The 15,211-nt window shown below is 71.3% G+C and carries 16 protein-coding genes; 6 read left to right on the top strand and 10 right to left on the bottom strand.

Translation table 11 applies throughout. The features are described 5' to 3' along the window. Window positions 1-27 precede the first annotated feature (27 nt). Window positions 28-1,068, bottom strand: coding sequence for an MBL fold metallo-hydrolase (locus ACFVDP_RS36370; RefSeq protein WP_383499530.1), 1,041 nt, complete (start codon window positions 1,066-1,068; stop codon window positions 28-30). 112 nt (window positions 1,069-1,180) lie between these two features. Beyond that, a complete protein-coding gene (locus tag ACFVDP_RS36375) occupies window positions 1,181-1,702 on the bottom strand; it encodes a GNAT family N-acetyltransferase (RefSeq protein ID WP_383499384.1) in 522 nt (173 codons plus the stop codon). A 132-nt stretch (window positions 1,703-1,834) separates the two neighbouring features. On the opposite strand from ACFVDP_RS36375, the gene ACFVDP_RS36380 reads away from it, so the two are divergent. Together ACFVDP_RS36380 and ACFVDP_RS36385 are read left to right on the top strand one after the other, a co-directional pair. Next, window positions 1,835-3,292 carry an aldehyde dehydrogenase gene (locus tag ACFVDP_RS36380; protein ID WP_383499387.1) on the top strand — a complete coding sequence of 486 codons (1,458 nt, stop codon included), beginning with the start codon at window positions 1,835-1,837 and terminating at the stop codon, window positions 3,290-3,292. Between the two features lie 5 nt (window positions 3,293-3,297). After that, complete coding sequence (locus tag ACFVDP_RS36385) at window positions 3,298-3,531, top strand: ferredoxin (RefSeq protein ID WP_383499389.1); 234 nt, start codon at window positions 3,298-3,300, stop codon at window positions 3,529-3,531. 143 nt (window positions 3,532-3,674) lie between these two features. Here ACFVDP_RS36385 and ACFVDP_RS36390 read toward each other — a convergent pair whose 3' ends face one another. Then, the gene (locus tag ACFVDP_RS36390) at window positions 3,675-4,304 is read right to left on the bottom strand and encodes a TetR family transcriptional regulator (RefSeq protein WP_383499392.1); all 630 of its coding nucleotides are present in this window, start codon (window positions 4,302-4,304) and stop codon (window positions 3,675-3,677) included. A gap of 209 nt (window positions 4,305-4,513) precedes the next feature. Between ACFVDP_RS36390 and ACFVDP_RS36395 the strand changes: the two genes are divergently transcribed. From ACFVDP_RS36395 to ACFVDP_RS36405, 3 genes are read left to right on the top strand one after another with little or no spacing between them, the layout of a single operon-like run. Continuing rightward, complete coding sequence (locus ACFVDP_RS36395; protein WP_383499395.1) at window positions 4,514-5,830, top strand: glycosyltransferase family 4 protein; 1,317 nt, start codon at window positions 4,514-4,516, stop codon at window positions 5,828-5,830. Then, window positions 5,824-6,564, top strand: coding sequence for a class I SAM-dependent methyltransferase (locus ACFVDP_RS36400; RefSeq protein WP_383499398.1), 741 nt, complete (start codon window positions 5,824-5,826; stop codon window positions 6,562-6,564). Before ACFVDP_RS36395 ends, ACFVDP_RS36400 begins: the two co-directional genes overlap by 7 nt. Then, a complete protein-coding gene (locus ACFVDP_RS36405) occupies window positions 6,561-7,637 on the top strand; it encodes a prenyltransferase/squalene oxidase repeat-containing protein (protein WP_383499401.1) in 1,077 nt (358 codons plus the stop codon). The genes ACFVDP_RS36400 and ACFVDP_RS36405 overlap by 4 nt, the downstream gene beginning before the upstream one ends. A gap of 16 nt (window positions 7,638-7,653) precedes the next feature. Here ACFVDP_RS36405 and ACFVDP_RS36410 read toward each other — a convergent pair whose 3' ends face one another. Beyond that, window positions 7,654-7,935: a hypothetical protein gene (locus ACFVDP_RS36410; protein WP_383499404.1), complete on the bottom strand. Its 282-nt coding sequence runs from the start codon at window positions 7,933-7,935 to the stop codon at window positions 7,654-7,656. 120 nt (window positions 7,936-8,055) lie between these two features. Between ACFVDP_RS36410 and ACFVDP_RS36415 the strand changes: the two genes are divergently transcribed. Next, complete coding sequence (locus ACFVDP_RS36415; RefSeq protein ID WP_383499407.1) at window positions 8,056-8,613, top strand: hypothetical protein; 558 nt, start codon at window positions 8,056-8,058, stop codon at window positions 8,611-8,613. A 27-nt stretch (window positions 8,614-8,640) separates the two neighbouring features. Here ACFVDP_RS36415 and ACFVDP_RS36420 read toward each other — a convergent pair whose 3' ends face one another. The 6 genes from ACFVDP_RS36420 to ACFVDP_RS36445 form a co-directional block, all read right to left on the bottom strand. Further along, on the bottom strand, window positions 8,641-9,651 hold the full coding sequence (locus ACFVDP_RS36420) for an LLM class F420-dependent oxidoreductase (protein ID WP_383499410.1): 1,011 nt from the start codon (window positions 9,649-9,651) through the stop codon (window positions 8,641-8,643). Window positions 9,652-9,768: 117 nt separating this feature from the next. Then, a complete protein-coding gene (locus tag ACFVDP_RS36425) occupies window positions 9,769-10,650 on the bottom strand; it encodes a hypothetical protein (protein ID WP_383499413.1) in 882 nt (293 codons plus the stop codon). A 132-nt stretch (window positions 10,651-10,782) separates the two neighbouring features. Then, the gene (locus ACFVDP_RS36430; RefSeq protein ID WP_383499416.1) at window positions 10,783-11,811 is read right to left on the bottom strand and encodes an N-acetylmuramoyl-L-alanine amidase; all 1,029 of its coding nucleotides are present in this window, start codon (window positions 11,809-11,811) and stop codon (window positions 10,783-10,785) included. 21 nt (window positions 11,812-11,832) lie between these two features. Continuing rightward, window positions 11,833-12,492 (bottom strand): class I SAM-dependent methyltransferase, encoded by a 660-nt coding sequence (locus tag ACFVDP_RS36435; RefSeq protein ID WP_383499419.1) that lies wholly within the window; start codon window positions 12,490-12,492, stop codon window positions 11,833-11,835. A gap of 34 nt (window positions 12,493-12,526) precedes the next feature. Then, window positions 12,527-13,846 (bottom strand): M20/M25/M40 family metallo-hydrolase, encoded by a 1,320-nt coding sequence (locus tag ACFVDP_RS36440; RefSeq protein ID WP_383499422.1) that lies wholly within the window; start codon window positions 13,844-13,846, stop codon window positions 12,527-12,529. After that, window positions 13,843-15,207 (bottom strand): cytosine permease, encoded by a 1,365-nt coding sequence (locus ACFVDP_RS36445; RefSeq protein WP_383499425.1) that lies wholly within the window; start codon window positions 15,205-15,207, stop codon window positions 13,843-13,845. Before ACFVDP_RS36445 ends, ACFVDP_RS36440 begins: the two co-directional genes overlap by 4 nt. Window positions 15,208-15,211: the final 4 nt, after the last annotated feature.

Raw genomic sequence — 15,211 nt, forward strand, 5'->3', positions numbered from 1 at the left:
GGTCAGGGCATCCGGGTGACGTCCGGATCAGGGCGCGGCGACGTACGCCACCGGGTCGCTGCCCACGGCCGTCTCCACCCGCCCCAGCTTCACCAGGCGTCGCAGATGGGCCTCCGCCTCCGACACCGCGATGGTCCGCGAGCCGTACGGGATGTCGGCCCACGGCCGGTTCCACTCCATGCGCTCCGCGAGCTGCCAGGGAGTGAGCGGCACCGCCAGGAGAGTGAGCAGATCGGTGAGGCGGGACTCGTGGTGCTCCAGCAGTTCCCGTACGCGGGCGGGCGCGTCGGTGAAGGGGTGCTGGTGCGCCGGGAGGACCTCGGCGGGTGCGAGGCGCCCCACCCGTTCGAGGGAGTCGAGGTAGTCGCCGAGCGGGTCCGTCACGGTGGCGTCGTCGGGGTCCTCGTACAGGCCGATGTGCGGCGTGATGCCGGGCAGCACGTGATCGCCGCTGAACAGGCGCCCGTTTCCCGGGAGTTGAGCGGGGTGGTCCTCCTCCAGGTGCAGGCAGACATGGCCCGGGGTGTGGCCCGGCGTCCAGATCGCGCGCAGCCTGCGGCCCGGCAGGGGGAGCAGGTCGCCGGGGGTGATGGTGCGGTCGGGCAGCGCCGGGTCGAGGCCGGGCAGGCGGCGCGGCACGCCCTCGTCGCGGGCGCGGAGCAGCGGGGCCAGGTGCTCGTCGGGCGCCCCGGCGGCGACCAGCTTCCTGGCCATGTACGCGTACCAGCGCGACGGGTCGTTCTCCCGGGTGCGCCGCACGACCGCCGTGTCGGCCTCGTGCATCGCGATCCAGGCACCGGACGCCTCGCGGACCTTCGCCGACAGGCCGTGGTGGTCGGGGTGGTGGTGCGTGATCAGGACGCCGGTGAGGTCGGTGACCGAGGTGCCGCAGTTCGCGAGTCCGGCCGTGAGCGTGTCCCAGGACTCCGGGTCGTCCCAGCCGGTGTCGACCAGGACGGGCCCCGCGTCGGTGTCGAGCACGTAGATGAGCGTGTAGCCGAGCGGGTTGTCGGGGATCGGGACCCGGATGCTCTGCACGCCCCCGCCGTGATCGGTCACCTGCGTCACCTTCGTCACCTCTGTCACCTCTGTCACGTGGGTGTCTCTCCGCCGCCCGCCCGAGGGGCGCCGGCCGCCGCGCCGAACTCCCGTCACTGTAATGGAACTTGTAGAACTTGTTTCAATGGTTGCCCGGGTCGACCGGGCCGGCGGTCCGTCCGCGCCAGACGATCTCGCCCTCCTCGTCCTCGCCGTGCGCCGTGAGTCCGAGGGCGCGCGCGACCATCGCCGACGCGTGGTGCCCGGGGTGGATGTGGGCGACGAGTTCCGTCACGCCCTGCTCCGCCAGCCAGCCGGCCATCCCGAGCGCCGCCTCCCGCGCGAGGCCTCGGCCCTGCCACTCGGCGCCCACGACCCAGGCCACGTCGGCCGCGTCGCCGCCCGTCACGGTCGCCTGCACATACCCCGCCAGCTGCTCCGAACCGTTCACGCTCACCACCCAGTTGAGCCAGTCGGTGTCCGGGTCGGGGGAGCCCGCCACCTGGCGTGCGTACCGCGCGCGCAGCGCCCCGGCGGACGGCGGCTCACCGCCCGTGAAGGCGTACAGCGCCGGATCGGCGAGCACTCCCGCCATCTCGTCGGCGTGCGCCACGGCGAGCGGCAGCAGGGTGAGGCGCGGCGTGTGGATCGGCTCGGGGAGCATCCGGGCACCCTATGCCCGGACTGCGCCCGGATGCTCCCCGGTCCGGCCCCTTCCCACCCTTCCGTATCCCAACTAGAACTGGTATCAGTTCTGAAACACCGTCAGAAATGGTCGGGGAAGAGGAAGTCAGCCATGACCGAGCTCGTGGAACACGGACAGCTGTTCATCGGCGGGGAGTTGACCGATCCCCTCGGCAAGGACGTCATCGAGGTCGTCTCCCCGCACACCGGCGAGGTCTTCGGCCGGGTGCCGCACGCCGCGCCCGCCGATGTCGACCGGGCCGTCGCCGCCGCCCGCCGGGCCTTCGACGAGGGACCCTGGCCACGGATGACGCTCGACGAGCGGATCGCCGTCGTCACCCGCATCAAGGACGCCATCGCGGTGCGCCACGAGGAGATCGCCAAGGTCATCTCGCAGGAGAACGGCTCCCCGTACTCCTGGGCCGTCCTCGCCCAGGCGCTCGGCGCGATGATGGTCTGGGACTCGGCGATCAACGTCGCCCGGGACTTCACGTACGAGGAGACCCGCGACGGCGCCCTCGGCAAACTCCTCGTGCGCCGCGAGCCGGTCGGCGTCGTCGCGGCCGTCGTGCCCTGGAACGTCCCGCAGTTCGTCGCCGCCGCCAAGCTCGCCCCCGCGCTGCTCGCCGGCTGCACGGTCGTCCTCAAACCGTCCCCCGAGTCGCCGCTCGACGCGTACCTCCTCGGCGAGATCGCCCAGGAGGCCGGGCTGCCCGAGGGCGTGCTCTCCATCCTCCCGGCCGACCGCGAGGTCAGCGAGTACCTCGTCGCCCACCCCGGCATCGACAAGGTGTCCTTCACCGGCTCGGTCGCGGCCGGCAAGCGCGTCATGGAGGTCGCCGCCCGCAACCTCACCCGCGTCACCCTGGAACTGGGCGGCAAGTCCGCCGCCGTCGTCCTGCCGGACGCGGACATCGAGTCCACCGTCGCCGGGGTGGTCCCCGCCGCCTGGATGAACAACGGCCAGGCGTGCGTCGCCCAGACCCGCATCCTGCTGCCGCGCTCCCGCTACGACGAGTTCGCCGAGGCGTTCACCGCGGCCGCCTCCGCCCTCGTCGTCGGCGACCCGCTCGATCCGGCCACCCAGGTCGGCCCGCTCGTCGCCAAGCGCCAGCAGCAGCGCAACCTCGACTACATCCGCATCGGCCAGGAGGAGGGCGCGAAGATCCTCACCGGCGGCGGCGTCCCGAAGGGGTACGAGGCGGGCGCGTACGTCGAACCGACCCTCTTCGGCGACGTGCACAACGGGATGCGCATCGCCCGCGAGGAGATCTTCGGGCCGGTCATCTGCCTGCTCCCGTACGGCGACGAGGCCGAGGCCGTCAAGATCGCCAACGACTCCGACTACGGGCTCAGCGGCAGCGTGTGGACCGCCGACGTCGCCCACGGCATCGACATCGCACGGCAGGTGCGCACCGGCACGTACAACGTGAACACCTTCAGCCTCGACATGCTCGGCCCGTTCGGCGGCTACAAGAACAGCGGCGTGGGGCGGGAGTTCGGCCCCGAGGGCTACAGCGCCTACCTGGAGCACAAGATGATCCACCTCCCGGCCGGCTGGGAGGGCTGATCGGCATGGGTGACCGGTGGCACGTGGAGGTCGACCGGGGGGTGTGCATCGGCTCGGGCATGTGCGTGAACCACGCCCCGGACTCCTTCCGCCTGGACACGGCGCGGCAGTCGCATCCGTCGGAGCCGGATGTCGACGCCAACGAGAAGGTGCTGGCCGCGGCGGAGGGGTGTCCCGTCGAGGCCATCACGCTGGCGCTCGCCGATTCGGGGGAGGTCGTGTTTCCGCCCGAGGATTAGTGCCGCCAATCCACGCGGCTCCGCCAATTCAAGCCCCTCCGGCGATTGAGGAGCGGGGTCTGGGGCGGAGCCCCAGGGTTGCGCGCCGTCGTGGCTGGTCGCGCCCCGCGGCGGAGCCGCTAATCGGCACAGCCCCGCGCCCCTTACGGGGCGCCGTCGTGACGGTCGACGATGTCGATGAGGCGGCACACCGTCTCGATGTCGATCTTCACCTGGGCGATCGACGCTCGGCCCGAGAGCCAGGTGATCAGGGCCGAGTGCCAGGTGTGTTCGATGACCCGGACCGCCGAGAGCTGCTCGGGGGTCGGGGCGTCCAGCTCCATGGCGTCCAGGATGATCGCCGTGGTCTGGCGGGACACCTGGTCGACCTCGGGGCTGACGCTCCGGTCCGCGAAGGTCAGCGCCCGCACCATGGCATCGGCGAGATGAGGCTCGCGCTGCAAGGCGCGAAAGGCCCGCATCAGCGTCTCGGCGACCCGCTCGGCGGGGGAGTCGGAGGACGGCGGGCGCTTACGGACGGTGGTGTGCATGTGCTGGAGCTGGTCCTGCATGGTGGCGACCAGCAGATGGACCTTGCTGGGGAAGTAGCGGTACAGCGTGCCGAGGGCGACCTGGGACGACTCGGCGACCTCCCGCATCTGCACCGCGTCGAACCCGCCGCGCGCCGCGAGCTGCGCGCTCGCGTGCAGGATCCGGCGCCGCCGTGCCTCCTGCCGCTCGGTGAGCGCGGGAGCGCCCTGAGCGCCGCTGCTTCTGGCATCCGGAGCTGTCATTTGCCTGCTTCCGTCCGCTTCCGTCTCCCGGACCCGCGGCCCGTGGCGCGAATCACCCGATCCGCCTGCCACAGCCTCGCTACCAGCCGGTAGATTCGATCCTCATTGAACGATCAAGTCTGAAACTTGTTCTAGATTAGCGTCCCCACGTAGTGTCCACTGGCAGGCCGGGATGTCCACGGGCAAGCAGGAGAGAAGGGTGGCCTGGAGTGACCGCGGAGTCGTTGCGCATCGCTCTCCTCACGTACAAGGGCAACCCGTTCTGCGGTGGCCAGGGCGTGTACGTACGCCATCTCTCCCGTGAGCTGGCCCGCCTGGGTCACCGGGTCGAGGTCATCGGCGCCCAGCCCTATCCGGTGCTCGACGAGATCCCCGGGGTCGAGGGTCTCTCCCTCACCGAGCTGCCGAGCCTGGACCTGTACCGCAGCCCCGACCCGTTCCGCACGCCGAAGCGCGACGAGTACCGCGACTGGGTCGACGCCCTCGAATTCGCGACCATGCGCACCGGCGGCTTCCCCGAGCCGATGACGTTCTCGCTGCGCGCCCGTCGCCATCTGCGCGCCAGGCGCGGCGAGTTCGACGTCGTGCACGACAACCAGACGCTGGGCTACGGCCTGTTGGGCGACATCGGGGCGCCGCTCGTCACCACCATCCACCACCCCATCACCGTGGACCGGCAGCTGGAGCTGGACGCCGCCGAGAACTGGCAGCAGCGGCTGTCCAAGCGCCGCTGGTACGCGTTCACCCGCATGCAGAAGCGCGTCGCGCGCCGGGTGCCCTCCGTGCTCACCGTCTCCGGGACCTCCCGCGACGAGATCGTCCAGCACCTCGGCGTCCGGCAGGACCGCATCCGCGTCGTGCACATCGGCGCCGACACCGACCTGTTCTCCCCGGACCCGGCGGTGCCCGAGGTGCCGGGCCGCATCGTCACCACCTCCAGCGCCGACGTGCCCCTCAAGGGCCTCGTCTTCCTCGTCGAGGCGCTCGCCAAGGTGCGCGCCGAGCACCCCGAGGCGCACCTCGTCGTCGTCGGCAAGCGCCCCGAGGAGGGCCCGGTCGCCCAGGCCATGGAGCGGTACGGGCTCGAAGGCGCCGTCGAGTTCGTGAAGGGCATCAGCGACGCCGAACTGGTCGGCCTGGTGCGCTCCGCGCAGGTCGCCTGCGTGCCCTCGCTCTACGAAGGCTTCTCCCTGCCCGCCGCCGAGGCCATGGCCACCGGCACCCCGCTCGTCGCCACCAAGGGCGGCGCGATCCCGGAGGTCGCCGGGCCCGACGGCGAGACCTGCCTCGCCGTACCGACCGGCGACGCGGGCGCGCTCGCCACGGGCCTGAGCCGGCTGCTCGGCGACCCGGAGCTGCGGCGCCGGCTCGGCGCGGCGGGCCGCGCCCGGGTCCTCGACCGCTTCACATGGGCGCGTGCCGCGCAGGGCACCGCCGAGCTGTACCGCGAGTCGATGGAGAGCGCCCCCGCCCTCTCCGTACGACCCCACCAGGAAACCCCAGAGGAAAGCAGGGCCACGTGCTGACCGTCGACTTCACCCGTTTCCCGCTCGCCGCGGGCGACCGCGTCCTCGATCTCGGGTGCGGGGCCGGACGGCACGCCTTCGAGTGCTACCGGCGCGGGGCGCAGGTCGTCGCGCTCGACCAGAACAAGGAAGAGATCGCCGAGGTCGCCAAGTGGTTCGCCGCCATGAAGGAGGCCGGCGAGGCCCCGGCGGGCGCCACGGCCACCGCGATGGAGGGCGACGCGCTCCAACTGCCCTTCCCCGACGAGTCGTTCGACGTCGTCATCATCAGCGAGGTGATGGAGCACATCCCCGACGACAAGGGAGTGCTCGCCGAGATGGTGCGCGTGCTCAAGCCCGGCGGCCGCATCGCGGTGACCGTCCCGCGCTACGGCCCCGAGAAGGTCTGCTGGGCGCTGTCCGACGCGTACCACGAGGTCGAGGGCGGCCACATCCGCATCTACAAGGCCGACGAACTCCTCGGCAAGATGCGCGAGGCGGGCCTCAAGCCGTACGGCACCCACCACGCCCACGCCCTGCACGCGCCCTACTGGTGGCTGAAGTGCGCGTTCGGCGTCGACAACGACAAGGCGCTGCCGGTCAAGGCGTACCACAAGCTCCTGGTCTGGGACATCATGAAGAAGCCCGCCGTGACCCGGGTCGCCGAGCAGCTGCTCAACCCCGTCGTCGGCAAGAGCTTCGTCGCCTACGCCACCAAGCCGCACCTGCACAAGGCCGCCGGGGCCTCTGAGTGAGCAGCCCCGAACGGACCGAACTCCTCGTCCTGCCAGGAGTTCTGACGGCGGATCAGGCAACCGGGACGGTGCGCGGCATCCTCGCGGTGCAGCGCCCGGACGGCGCCCTGCCCTGGTTCCGCCGCCACCACCTCGACCCCTGGGACCACACCGAGGCCGCCATGGCCCTCGACGTGGCCGGTGAGCACGAGGCCGCCGAGCGGGCCTACGACTGGCTCGCCCGGCACCAGAACGAGGACGGATCCTGGTACGCCGCCTACCAGGACGGCGACCCGCACGACATCACCGACCGCGGCCGCGAGTCCAACTTCGTGGCGTACGTGGCCGTCGGCGTCTGGCACCACTACCTCTCCACCGGCGACGACGCGTTCCTGGACCGCATGTGGCCCACCGTGTACGCGGCCGTCGAGTGGGTGCTGCGGCTCCAGCAGCCCGGCGGACAGATCGGCTGGAAGCGCGAGGAGGACGGCACGCCCGTCAACGACGCGCTGCTGACCGGGAGTTCGTCGATCCACCAGGCCCTGCGCTGCGCGCTCGCCGTCGCCGAGCAGCGCGAAGAACCGCAGCCCGACTGGGAGTTGGCGCTCGGCGCGCTGGGCCACGCCCTGCGCCGGCACCCCGAGCGCTTCCTCGACAAGAGCCGCTACTCGATGGACTGGTACTACCCGGTCCTCGGCGGAGCGGTGCGCGGGCCCGAGGCGGCGGCCCGGATCGAGGCCGACTGGGAGACGTTCGTCGTGCCCGGGCTCGGCGTGCGCTGCGTCGTGCCGAACCCGTGGGTGACCGGCGGCGAGAGCGCCGAACTCGCCCTCGCCCTGTGGGCGATGGGCGAGTCCGACCGCGCGCTCACGATCCTCCAGGACATCCAGCACCTGCGGGATCCGCGCTCCGGCCTCTACTGGACCGGGTACGTCTTCGAGGACCGGGCGATCTGGCCGGAGGAGCTGACCACCTGGACCGCCGGATCCGTGCTGCTCGCCGTCGCCGCCCTGGGGGGCGACGAGGCGACGTGCTCGGTGTTCGGCGGCGAGGCGCTGCCGAACGGGATCGAGCCGGACTGCTGCACGCTCTAGGGGTGCGCCACGGGGGTCAGCGCAGGCGGCCCGCGATGGCGTGGCCGATGGCCAGGTAGACGACGGCGGCCAGACCGTATCCGGCGACCACGCGGGCCCAGGCCTCGTCGAAGGTGAACAGATCACGGGACCAGCCGGCGAGCCAGTTCGCCGCATTGTGGATGAACTGGACCAGGTCGTTGCCGCGATTGGCATCGAGCAGGTACATCAGGATCCACAGACCGAGTATCAGCGCCATGATGTCGGCAACGACCACGATGGCTCGGGCCGCGCTGTTGCCGCTGCGAGTAGAGGACATGGGTTCCGTCTGACCGCAACTCTTTCGATGAAACCCGTACGGTCGCTCCCGAGTGGCGGAGGGGTGAGGGACGGGTGACGCTTCGGGGAAGTGTGCAGCCCCACCCCGGAGGTACCCGCGGTGCTCAGCTCTTCTCTTCCCCTGCGACGTACGGTCGTGTCCGTCCTCCTGTGCGGCGCCCTCCTCGCGGGGACCACCGCGTGCGGGGGTGACGACAAGGACACCGCCTCGTCGTCGTCCGCGTCGCCGTCCAGTTCGGCCGAGCGGCAGAAGCTCGCCAAGACCCGGTTCGTCGCCAACGCCGGCATCGCGGCCGGAGCCACCTATCAGTGGATCGTGAAGCCGTGGCGCGCGGGCAAGTTCAAGAGCGGCGCCGACGGCCGTAAGTTCGCGCTGGTCAAGGCGGGCCTCGCGGGCGCGCTCACCTACAACCGGCTGAAGGCCGCGTCGAAGAACGCCGAGGGCGACCCCACGCTCTCCAAGGCGGTCGCGCCGCTCACCGCGGGCATCGACGCGCTCAAGGACCTGCCGAGCAAGCTGCGCAAGGGCGACGGCGTGGACTCGGTGGCCGGGTCGTTCGACGACATCATCAACAGCGTCAAGGACGCGGGCAAGAGCGCGGGCGCCGAGGTCAAGGACAAGGTGCCGTCGGCGTCCCAACTGACCAGCGGCTCCTGACCGTTCGGGAGCCGACCGGGAGCGGGCTCAGGAGTTGAGCTCCGCCAGGACCCGCAGGGTGTGCGGGTCGGGCGAGAGGACCAGCAGGTCCGTCACCGGCCCCTTGCGCCACAGCTCCAGACGTTCGGCGATGCGGGCGCGCGGCCCGACGAGCGAGATCTCGTCGGCGAACGCGTCCGGCACCGCGAGCACCGCCTCCTCGCGTCGCCCTTCGGCGAACAGCTCCTGGATCCGCCGGGCCTCGGCCTCGTACCCCATCCGTGCCATGAGGTCGGCGTGGAAGTTGCGGGTCGCGTGCCCCATGCCGCCGATGTAGAAGCCGAGCATCGCCTTGACGGGCAGCAGCCCCTCGGCGACGTCGTCGCAGACCTTCGCCCGGGCCATCGGGGCGATCATGAAGCCCTCGCGGAGGCCGGTCAGCGAGGCCTCGTACACGTCGGTCCGGGTCGGCGACCAGTACAGCGGCAGCCAGCCGTCCGCGATCCGCGTGGTCTGCGCGATGTTCTTCGGCCCCTCGGCGCCGAGCAGGAGCGGCAGATCGGCGCGCAGCGGATGCGTGATGGGCTTGAGCGGCTTGCCGAGCCCGGTCCCGTCCTCGCCGCGATAGGGGTGGGAGTGGAACCGCCCGTCGACCGCCACGGGTCCCTCGCGCCGCAGCACCTGCCGTACGACGTCCACGTACTCGCGCGTCGCGGTCAGCGGTGAACGCGGGAACGGCCGCCCGTACCAGCCCTCCACGACCTGCGGCCCGGAGAGTCCGAGCCCGAGCATCATGCGCCCGCCCGAGAGATGGTCGAGGGTGAGCGCGTGCATCGCCGTCGTGGTGGGGGAGCGGGCCGCCATCTGCGCGATCGCGGTGCCGAGCCGGATGCGCGAGGTGTGCGCGGCGAACCAGGTCAGCGGCGTGAAGGCGTCACTGCCCCAGGACTCGGCGGTCCACACCGAGTCGTAGCCCAGCTCCTCCGCGTCGCGCACGAGCGGGAGGTGATCGGGGTTCGGTCCGCGTCCCCAGTAGCCGAGTGCGATGCCCAGGCGCATGTGGTCAGCCCCTCCTGCCGCCGCTATCTGATGGTGCGTCAGTTCTGCGGTGACTGTACGCGAAAGGCCCCTCGCCCGGAAGGTGGGCGAGGGGCCTGACGTGAGGCGCTGCGCGGGTCAGCCGCGCTGGATGCCGGTGGTGTCCTGGAGGACGCCGCGACGGCCGTCCTGCGTCTGGGCGACGAGGCCCGGGCCGCGCTGCTCGACGGCCAAGTACCAGGTACCCGGGGCCAGTTCGGCGATCGGCGTCGGGTTGCCGTCCTCCGCGTACAGCGGACGCGGCACCGGAACGGCGAACCAGAACGGCGAGAAGTCGGAGGCGCCACCCTGCGGGGCGGCGGGCTGCGGCGCCGGGGCGGCGGCCTGCGGCTGCGGCTGCTGGCCGTAGGGCTGGCCGGGGCCGGGCTGACCGGGCTGGCCGGGCTGACCCGGACCGGGCTGCCCCGGCTGCTGGCCGTACGGCTGGCCCGGCTGCTGCGCGCCCGGGTAGCCGTAGCCACCCTGCGGCTGACCGCCGTAGGGCTGCGGCTGCTGGGGGCGCGGGGCGCCGAGGAGGGGGGCCTGGAGCGCGGGGACGATCGCGGTGGCGACGGCCGCGGCGGCCATGACCAGGGTCGCGATGAGGGCGAGGATCAGGCCGATGCCGGCGCTGATCGCAAAGCTGTTGCTCCCATTGTCGAAGCCGCCCGCCGGGTCGAAGATGTTGCCGAGCGCTCCCCAGGCGGCGAACACGGTCGCCGCGATGCCGAACTGACCGAGGTCGAGACCGACGACCTTGCGCGGCTGCGGCAGCCCACGGTTCACGACAATGAGCGCGGCACCGATGATCCCGGAGAGGACGACGCTCATCAGGACCGGACCGCTTCCCCAGGAGTTGGGAAGGTCGGCGTTCGAACCGGCACCGTCGATCGAGTAGATGTCGAGGAACGACGCAATGATGAGCAGTACCGCTGCTCCGATCACCACGCCGTCGCCTCGAGTGAGGGAGCGGATATTCACTTCAGGAGGTCCTTCGTCAGTCGTCTGTGTCTTCGGTGGAGGCGGCGCAGAGCGCGGGGATGACCCCACACGGTACGGACGACACTATCGTCCGGATCCTGCGGGTGTCTGCCGAGATCCACAGGGTGACAGCTACCCGCGCAGGAAACTCACGATTCCCTCAGAGATGCCTTGGGCGGCCTTCTGCCGCCACGTGCCCGAGGTGAGCCGCCCGGCGTCCTGCGAGTCCCGCATGTTGCCGCACTCGATGAAGACCTTCGGAACCGTCGAAAGGTTGAGTCCGCCCAGGTCGGAGCGGGTGTCGAGGGCCGTTCCCTTGCCGATGTAGTTCGACGGGGGCTCGCCCGTGACCTTGAGGAAGTTGCCCGCGATGCGCTCACCCAGATTGCGTGACGGGCCGACGATGGCGCGGGTGTCCGCGGCGCCGACGTGCACGGATGCGGGAAGGATCACATGGAAGCCGCGGTTGCCCGCCGCGGAGCCGTCGGCGTGGACGGAGACGACGGCGTCGGCGTGCGCCTTGTTCCCGATGGCGGCCCGCTCGGTGACGCAGGGGCCCCAGGCCCGGTCGCCGTTCTGCGTCAACTGCACCGTGGCGCCCTGCTGTTCGAGGATCGAGCGCAGGCGGCGGGCGACGTCCAGGGTGAACTGGGCCTCCGTGTAACCCCCGTTGGTGGAGGTCCCGGTGGTGTCGCACTCCTTGCTGCCGTTGCCGACGTTCACACTCCGGTTGATATCGGCCGGATGCTTGAAGTTCCCCGGATTGTGACCCGGGTCGATGACGACGACCTTGCCGCGCAGCGCTCCCGAGCCGCCGGCCGCCGGTGTGGACGGTGTCTTCGGCGCGGTCCTGGAGGGGGTCGGCGAGGACTTCGACGGGGAGGGGGAGGAGGGCGACGCGGACTTCGGGGACGCCGAGGAGGGCGGTACCGAGGTCGACGCCGACTGGCCCGCGGCGGGCAGCACCTTCGGCGGCTCGTTCTCGCTCGGCCCGTGCACGACCTGCCACAACACCCAGGCGGCGAGCGCGGTCGGCACCACGGCGGCGAACGTGATCAGCACGGGCCGGCCGCGGAACCGGCGGCCGCCGCGTCCCCGCTGCGGATCGTCGTCGCGGTAGAAGTCTTCGAAGTCGTCCCCGTCCGGGCCCACGTATGACACGCCTCGACGATAACCGCGCTGTCAGATCCCCGCTCCCGTTCGTCGCAGGACGCGCAGCGAGTCGTGTACCGAGACCTCCGTGAACGCCCCGGACTCAAGGGCCCGCAGGTACACGCGGTACGGGGCCTGGCCCGTCCACTCGTCGTGCTTGACGGGGAAGACGTCGTGGATGAGGAGCAGCCCGCCGTCCGCGACGTGCGGTGCCCAGCCCTCGTAGTCGGCGCCCGCGTGCTCGTCGGTGTGGCCGCCGTCGATGAAGACCAGGCCGAGCTTGCCGCCCCAGACCTTCGCCACCTGCGGCGACTTCCCGACCAGCGCCACCACGTGGTCCTCCAGGCCCGCCGCGTGCAGCGTGCGCCGGAAGGTGGGCAGGGTGTCCATCCGTCCGACGACCGGGTCGACGGTCTCCGGGTCGTGGAAGTCCCAGCCCGGCTGCTGCTCCTCGCTGCCGCGGTGGTGGTCGACCGTGAGGGCCGTCACCCCGGCGGCGCGGGCCGCGTCGGCGAGCAGGATCGTGGAGCGCCCGCAGTACGTGCCGACCTCCAGGAGCGGCAGGCCGAGCGCCGCCGCGTCGACCGCGGCGGCGTACAGCGCGAGCCCCTCGCCCAGCGGCATGAAGCCCTTGGCCTTCTCGAAGGCGGCGAGGACGTCCGGGCCCGGGGTGCTCCCTGAAGTGGTCATGCCCACATGCTGCCGTACGCGGACGGGCGCCCGGTCAGCAGCCCTGCCACAGCCGGGTCATCACCCGCACCCCGAACCGCAGGCCCTCCAGCGGCACCCGCTCGTCGACGCCGTGGAAGAGCCGCCCGTAGTCCAGGTCGGCGGGCAGCTTCAGGCCCTTGAAGCCGAAGCAGCGGATGCCGAGGTGGGTGAAGGCCTTGGCGTCGGTGCCGCCCGGGTTGCAGTACGGCACCGGGTGGCCGTCCGGGTCCTCGGCGCGCACCGCGTCGCACATGGCGTCGACGAGCGGGCCGTCGAACGTCGTCTCCATCGCGATGTCGTGGTTGACCCACTCGCGGGAGACCGAGGGGAGCAGCAGCGCGTCGATGGCGTCGATCAGTTCCTGCTCGTGGCCGGGCAGGAAGCGGCCGTCGACGCGGGCCGTGGCCTTCCCGGGGATCACGTTGGTCTGGTAGCCGGCCGTGAACATGGTGGGGTTCGCGGAGTTGCGGAGCACCACCTGCATGAAGTCCGCGACGTGGCCCAGCTTGGCCAGCTCGGCGTCCAGGTCCTCGGCCTCGAAGTCGATCTTCACGCCCTTGAGGTCGGCGGCCTCTTGGAGCAGGGCGCGCACCGGCTCGATGAGAAGGACGGGGAAGGTGTGGCGGCCGATGCGGGTGAGGGACTCGGCGAGGTCGGTCACCGCGTTCTCGTCGTTGGGGGAGGAGCCGTGCCCGGCCCGGCCGGTCGCGGTCAGCTCCATCCAGGCCATGCCGCGTTGAGCGTTCTCGATCGGGTAGAGGCGCCGGGTGTCGTCGAGCGCGTACGAGAATCCGCCGCCCTCACCGATCGCCTCCGTCACACCGTCGAAGAGGTCCGGGCGGTGCTCGACGAGCCAGTGCGCGCCGAACTTTCCGCCCGCCTCCTCGTCGGCGAGGAACGCGAGCACCAGGTCGCGGGCCGGCTTGACGCCCGTACGCGCGAAGTGGCGGGCGGTGGCCAGCATGACGGCCACCGTGTCCTTCATGTCGATGGCGCCGCGGCCCCACAGGTAGCCGTCGCGGATCTCGCCGGAGAACGGCGGGACCTGCCACTCGGCCGCGTCGGCGGGGACGACGTCGAGGTGGCCGTGGACCAGCAGGGCGCCCCGCGAGCGGTCGGCGCCCTCGATGCGGGCGATCACGCTGGCCCGGCCCGGCGCGCTCTCGACGAACTCGGAGGTGATGCCGACCTCGGCGAGGGTGGCCGCGACCCAGCGGGCGCAGGCCCGCTCGTCGCTGGTCGGGTTGGAGGTGTCGAAGCGGATCAGCTCGGCGCAGAGTTCGACGACTTCGCGCTGGGCGTCCTCGGAGGCGAGGGTGGCGGGGGTGGTCATGCCGCTCCTACGGGGGTGTGCTCGGCGGCGACGGGACGGGCGTCGTCATCGTCGTCGGCCAGGGTGGTGGTGCCGTACGTCCTGATCCAGCCGAGCAGCCCGAGCACGGTGTAGAGGACGAACGCGGTGGCCAGGGAGTTCAGGGCCGGGATGCCGCCGTCGTAGAACTTGCCGACGCAGAACGCGGCGGCCCAGATCACCAGCGACATCGGGACCCACGTCGGGGACGTCTTCGGCAGGGTGCCCGCCTCGCGGGTCGCGTCGAGCGGTCCGCGCATCCGGCGCACCACCCAGTACTCGGCGACGATGATGCCGCCGATGGGCGGGATGGCCACGCCGAGCACCGACAGGAAGTCGGTGAAGTGGGTCATGATGCCGACCGCCGAGAGGGCGGTGCCCGCGATGCCGAGGCCGATGGTGACGGCGCCGCGGTGCAGGCGCTTCTTGAAGACGACCTGGAAGAAGTTGACGACGCCGAGCGAGGAGCCGTACAGGTTCCAGTCGTTGATCTTCGCGGTCGACATCAGGACGACGAGGACACCGAAGACGCCGGACGTGGAGAGCACGATCTGCGAGACCTCGTTGCTCTTGACCATGTGGCCCAGCAGCACGCCGGTCAGGCCCACGATGTACTCGGAGAGGATCATCGAGGACGCCGTCTGCAGGAAGACGTGGCTGCCCTTCTTGTTGTAGCGGGTCATCTCCGGGGCGACGATCGCGCCCGTCATGTAGCCACCCGCGATGGCGGTCGCGGCGACGGAGAGCGGGATGGCCTGGCCGGGCGGCGGGGAGCTGATGAGGTCGCCGAGGGAGTGCTCGCTCAGCGCGTCGATCACGGACCAGGCGACCATCGCGAAGAACAGCGGGGTCACGATCTTCGCGAAGACCGCCATGTAGCGGAAGCCGAAGATCACCAGGACGGTGATGGCGAGACCCGCGACGATGCACCACAGCCACGACGGGCCGCCGATCAGCGACGAGACGCTGTTGCCGAAGATCGTGTTCTGCACGCCGAACCAGCCGACGAGGCTGACCGCGATGACGAAGCTGACGAGCGCCGAGCCGTTGCGCCCGAAGCCGACCCAGCGGGTCAGCAGCGGCGTCGAGAGGCCCTCGCGCATGCCCGCCATGCCGATCAGGAAGATCACGACTTCCAGGATCACCGCGCCGAGCGTGAAGGCGAGGAAGGCGTCGCCGAAGGTCATGCCGACGCCGATGGTGGCGCCCAGGGTGAACTGCGAGATGGAGCCGGACTGGGCGAGCCACTGGAGCAGCATCGTCCAGAAGCCGAGCCGCTTGTCCCGCGGGACTCGGGACAGCGCGTAGTCGTCGCTGCCCACGTTCTTCTTCGTGGTGGCCATGGCG

Origin of the sequence: Streptomyces sp. NPDC057694 (assembly GCF_042799415.1) — a bacterium.
Classification (GTDB): Bacteria; Actinomycetota; Actinomycetes; order Streptomycetales; family Streptomycetaceae; genus Streptomyces.

What these genes read in the sequence shown, in the direction of transcription:
- ACFVDP_RS36375 (WP_383499384.1), bottom strand. Translation starts at nt 1,702, where the DNA reads ATGCTCCCCGAGCCGATCCACACGCCGCGCCTCACCCTGCTGCCGCTC.
- ACFVDP_RS36380 (WP_383499387.1), top strand. Translation starts at nt 1,835, where the DNA reads ATGACCGAGCTCGTGGAACACGGACAGCTGTTCATCGGCGGGGAGTTG.
- ACFVDP_RS36385 (WP_383499389.1), top strand. Translation starts at nt 3,298, where the DNA reads ATGGGTGACCGGTGGCACGTGGAGGTCGACCGGGGGGTGTGCATCGGC.
- ACFVDP_RS36390 (WP_383499392.1), bottom strand. Translation starts at nt 4,304, where the DNA reads ATGACAGCTCCGGATGCCAGAAGCAGCGGCGCTCAGGGCGCTCCCGCG.
- ACFVDP_RS36410 (WP_383499404.1), bottom strand. Translation starts at nt 7,935, where the DNA reads ATGTCCTCTACTCGCAGCGGCAACAGCGCGGCCCGAGCCATCGTGGTC.
- ACFVDP_RS36420 (WP_383499410.1), bottom strand. Translation starts at nt 9,651, where the DNA reads ATGCGCCTGGGCATCGCACTCGGCTACTGGGGACGCGGACCGAACCCC.
- ACFVDP_RS36435 (WP_383499419.1), bottom strand. Translation starts at nt 12,492, where the DNA reads ATGACCACTTCAGGGAGCACCCCGGGCCCGGACGTCCTCGCCGCCTTC.
- ACFVDP_RS36440 (WP_383499422.1), bottom strand. Translation starts at nt 13,846, where the DNA reads ATGACCACCCCCGCCACCCTCGCCTCCGAGGACGCCCAGCGCGAAGTC.
- ACFVDP_RS36445 (WP_383499425.1), bottom strand. Translation starts at nt 15,207, where the DNA reads ATGGCCACCACGAAGAAGAACGTGGGCAGCGACGACTACGCGCTGTCC.